Here is a 4,231-nt window from a genome sequence, read left to right on the forward strand (position 1 = left end):
CCCGCCGCCGAGGGGGACCCGCTGATGAAGATCGGTATCCTGTCGTACCACTTCCCGCCCGAACCGGCTTTCATCCCGGGCAGCCTCGCCGAGGAGCTGGCCGCCCGGGGGCACGAGGTGCGGGTGCTGACCGGCTTTCCGGACTATCCCGGCGGGCACGTCTATCCGGGCTGGCGGCAGCGCTGGCGGCACCTGACGCGCAGCGAGCGGCTGACCGTACGACGGGTGCCCCGCTACGCCGGCGGCGACGGTTCGGCGGGCGCGCGGATGGCCAGTCACCTTTCCTTCGCCGGCAGCGTGGCGATGGTTGGGCGCCGCTACCTGGCCGACATCGACGTGCTCTACGTCTTCCAGCTGCCCGCGACGACGTTCGCCACCGCCGCGCTGATGCGGATGCTCGGCAAGGTGCCCACCGTGCTACACGTGCAGGACCTCTGGCCGGAGGGGGAGGTGGCCGGTGACGGTGCGCAGCGGCAGCGCGGGCCGGGACGGCTCGCCACCACCATGCGGCGGGTGCTGCGCGAGGCGGACGCCCTGGCGGTCACCGCGCCGTCCATGCGGGACCTGGTGCTCGCCGACAGCGTCGACCCCGCCCGGGTGCGGGTGGTGCTCAACTGGACCGACGAGCGGATCTTCCAGCCGGTACGACCCAGCCGCGCCGCGCAGGGGTTCGTCCGGCGCGACGGCCGGTGCGTGGTCATGCACGCCGGCACGATCGGGGTACGGCAGGGGCTCGAGACGGCGGTCCGGGCGGCGGCGGCGCTCGACGGTCGGACGGACCTGGTGCTGGTGGGCTCGGGCGCGGAGGAGCGGCGGGTGCGGGGGCTCGCCGCCGAACTGCGGGCGGACAACGTCCGATTCGTGGAGCGCCGGTCGCCGCTGGACATGCCTGAGCTGTACGCGGCCGCCGACTACCAGCTGGTCATGCTCCGCGACCTGCCCGAGCTGCGCGGCACAGTGCCCGGCAAGCTGCAGGCCGCGCTCGCCTGCGCGGCGCCGGTGATCGCCTCCGCCGGCGGGGACACCGTGGAGCTGGTGGAGCGCGCCCGGGCGGGGCTGTCCTGCCCGCCCGAGGACTGGGCCACGCTGGCCGACCGGTTCTGGCTCGCCTCGACCATCCCGTCCGCGGCTCGCTCCGAGATGGGGCGGCGGGGACGGGAGACGTATCTGCGGGAGATGTCGCTGCGGGCGGGTGTCGACCGGGTGGAGGAAATGCTGAACCAGGTGGCCGTCGCGCGGCACCGCAGGTGATCACCCGAACGATCCTCGCACGACATCTTTTACGCCCTCAAAGCGGTGAAATCGCCAGGCCGACTGCGTGGTTCGTGCTAGAAAATTGACGAATCGTAATTTTGTCCGTTTCGGAGTGGAGAGTGGTGTGACCGAGAGCGGTGTGTCGCGTCGCAGCCGGAGGCGCTTGCGACGACGGACCAGGGCGCGGATCCGGCGAGCGTCGCTCGCCGGACTCGTGGTCGGGTCCCTGCTCCTGACGGGCGCCGGGTGGGTCGGGTTCCGGGGTTGGCAGGCGCGGGCGCACCTGCTCAACGCCGCCGGTCTGGCCCGTGAGCTCAGCGCGCAGATCGTCGGCGGGGACACCGTCCGGGCGCAGCGCACGCTCGCCGCACTGCAGGAGCAGGCCGGGGCGGCCCGCGACGCCACCGGCGACCCGGGCTGGTGGCTGGGGCAGCGCTCCCCGTACGCCGGTGACGACCTGGGAGCGGTACGCCAGATCGCGGTCGCCATCGACGACCTCGCCCGACGGGCCTTCCCCACGCTGGTGGGGACCGATCTCGCCACCCTGGTGCCGAAAGAGGGGCGCTTGGACGTGGGTCGGCTGCGGGCGGTCTCGACCGAGTTGGCCGACGTGAACACCGTCGTGCGGGAGACCCGGAACCGCCTCGACGCAGTGCCGACCGCGGACCTGGTGGATCAAATACGAACGGCCCTGACCGGCCTGCGGGCGGAGATCGACCGACTGGCCGGTCTGACCGGGGCGGCCGACCAGGGTGCCCGGGTGCTTCCGTCGCTGCTCGGCGCCGACGGGCGCCGTACCTACCTGCTCGTCTCGCAGAACCCGGCCGAGCTGCGCGCCACGGGCGGCATGTTCGGGGCGTACGCGGTGATCCGCGCCGACAACGGCCGGGTGGAGATGGTCACCCAGGGCGCCGCGGTGGACCTGGAGCGATTCGATCCGCCGGTCGCCACCCTGCCCGCCGAGACCCGTCAGCTCTACACCGACCTGCCCGCGATCTACCCGGCGGACGTCAACCTGACCCCGCACTTCCCGACCGCGGCGAAGCTCTACCGGGAGATGGTCCGGCGCCGTACCGGCACCACCGTGGACGGTGTGCTGGCGGTGGACCCGGTGGCCCTGTCGTACCTGCTCGCCGCGACCGGCCCTGTCACGGTGTCGGGCGGCCCGAAGCTCGCCTCCGACACCGTTGTGCGCACGCTGCTCTCGGACACCTACCGCACGATGAGCCTGAAGGAGCAGGACGCCTACTACGCGGCGGCGGCCGCCGCCGTCTTCGACGCCTTTCTTGCCGCGAAAGTCAACCCAAAGGCTATTTTGTCCGCTTTCGACCGCTCTATAGCGGAACGAAGGATATTGTTCTGGAGTGCCCGATCAGGAGAACAGCGCATCTTCGGCGACAGCCGGGTGAGCGGGATCCTGCCCGAGCACGAGACGGTGCCCAGCGTGGGGGTGTTCCTCAACGACGGCAGCGGCGCGAAGCTCGGCTACTACCTGAAGCCGACGGCGCAACTGACCGTCGGTGAGTGCCAGGAGGAGGGGCGCCGTCAGCTGCGCCTGCGGTTCAGCCTGCACTCCTCGGCGCCGACGTCCGGCCTGACCAGGTCGGTGCTCGGTCTCGGGAAGGCTGGCGACCCGTACACCATCCGCACGTTGGTGTACGTCTTCAGCCCCGCCGGCGGCGCCGTGATGGGCGCCCGGATCGACGGGGCGGACGCTGCCCTGGGCAGCGGCACCGAGCGGCGCCGGCAGGTGGGCGTCGCCAACGTCGAGGTCCCGCCCGGGGCCACCCGGACGCTCGACGTCGACCTGCTGACCGGCAGGAACACCGCCGGTACCCCTGAGCTCTGGCTCACCCCCACAGCCACCCCATGGACCACCCAAGTTGTATCCGCACCAAGCTGCAACCAGTAGGAGGAGACCACCATGCGGCTATCCCGCATCATTATGGCGCTCACGGCCGGCCTGGCCGTCGTGCTGGCGCGACCGCGGCGGGGGCGGCGCAGCCGCAGCCGGCCCCTGGCGCGCCCCAGCCACCGCCCGACGACTACGTGCCGAAGCCGGGCTGCTTGAAGGTGCACCGGACCACGATCAAGATCGGCGAGACCGTGGTGCTCAGGGGCACCGGCTTCGGTCCCAACCAGACGGTCGACATCGACGTGAGCCTGACGCCCCTCGCCGCCTCCATCCCCGGTCAGGCGCCGGCCCGCCGCAGCGACGGCAGCACCGTCGCGATGGCGGCGGTGGCCTTCCCGCAGCCGGCCCCGGGGCACCTCACCGCGCAGACCAACGCGGCGGGCCAGTTCACCGTGTCCTTCCGGCCGACCGAAATCGGCAATTACACCTTCACCGCGGCCGGCTGCCAGTTCAGCGCCTTCCTCAAGGTGCTGCCGAGGAAGAAGGGCGGGCACCAGCAGCTCCCCGTCACCGGTGACAGCATGGGCACCCCGCTCAAGGTCGGCGGCGGTCTCGTCGGCGCGGGGGCGGTCCTGATGCTGGGCAGCCTGGTGTGGCGCCGGCGCAACCGCTTCGGCATGGGGTCGACACGCTGATCCCGCACGCCGGGCAGGGCCCGGAACAGTGAGGACGGGCGCCCGTCGGAGGATTCCGGCGCGCCCGCACGTGTTCCGCGCGCCCACGGGCGTACCCCGGTGCGCCCGGTCAGGGCAGCGCGTCCGGCGACCCGTCGTCGCCCGGCAGTGCCACGGTGAGCACCCGCGCCACCGGGCGGAATCCGGCCTCGTCGTACATCCGGCGGGCCGGATTGCCGTCGGCCACCGACAGGCCCACCCGGGGCAGCCCCGGGCCGCCCCGCGCCCCCGTGCAACGCGTGGCCGAGCAGCGCCCGTCCCAGCCCTCGACGCTGCGCCGCCGGCGCCACCCCCAGGTTGAGGATCCAGGCGCAGACGTCCTCGGTCCAGCGGCACCGGCCCGGCGGCGAGCACGTGACCGGCGCTGCGCCCGTCCGGACCGACCACC

The 4,231-nt window shown here is 72.8% G+C and carries 3 protein-coding genes; all 3 read left to right on the forward strand.

Annotation, left to right across the window (positions count from 1 at the left end):
• Positions 1-24 precede the first annotated feature (24 nt).
• The gene (locus JNW89_RS29415) at positions 25-1,251 is read left to right on the forward strand and encodes a glycosyltransferase family 4 protein (protein WP_238451572.1); all 1,227 of its coding nucleotides are present in this window, start codon (positions 25-27) and stop codon (positions 1,249-1,251) included.
• Positions 1,252-1,468: 217 nt separating this feature from the next.
• Positions 1,469-3,166, forward strand: a complete 1,698-nt coding sequence (locus tag JNW89_RS29420) for a DUF4012 domain-containing protein (protein WP_238449590.1) — start codon at positions 1,469-1,471, stop codon at positions 3,164-3,166.
• A 155-nt stretch (positions 3,167-3,321) separates the two neighbouring features.
• Positions 3,322-3,804 (forward strand): hypothetical protein, encoded by a 483-nt coding sequence (locus JNW89_RS29425; RefSeq protein ID WP_238449591.1) that lies wholly within the window; start codon positions 3,322-3,324, stop codon positions 3,802-3,804.
• The last annotated feature ends 427 nt before the right edge of the window (positions 3,805-4,231 follow it).

It is taken from the genome of Micromonospora sp. 4G55 (assembly GCF_016803375.1).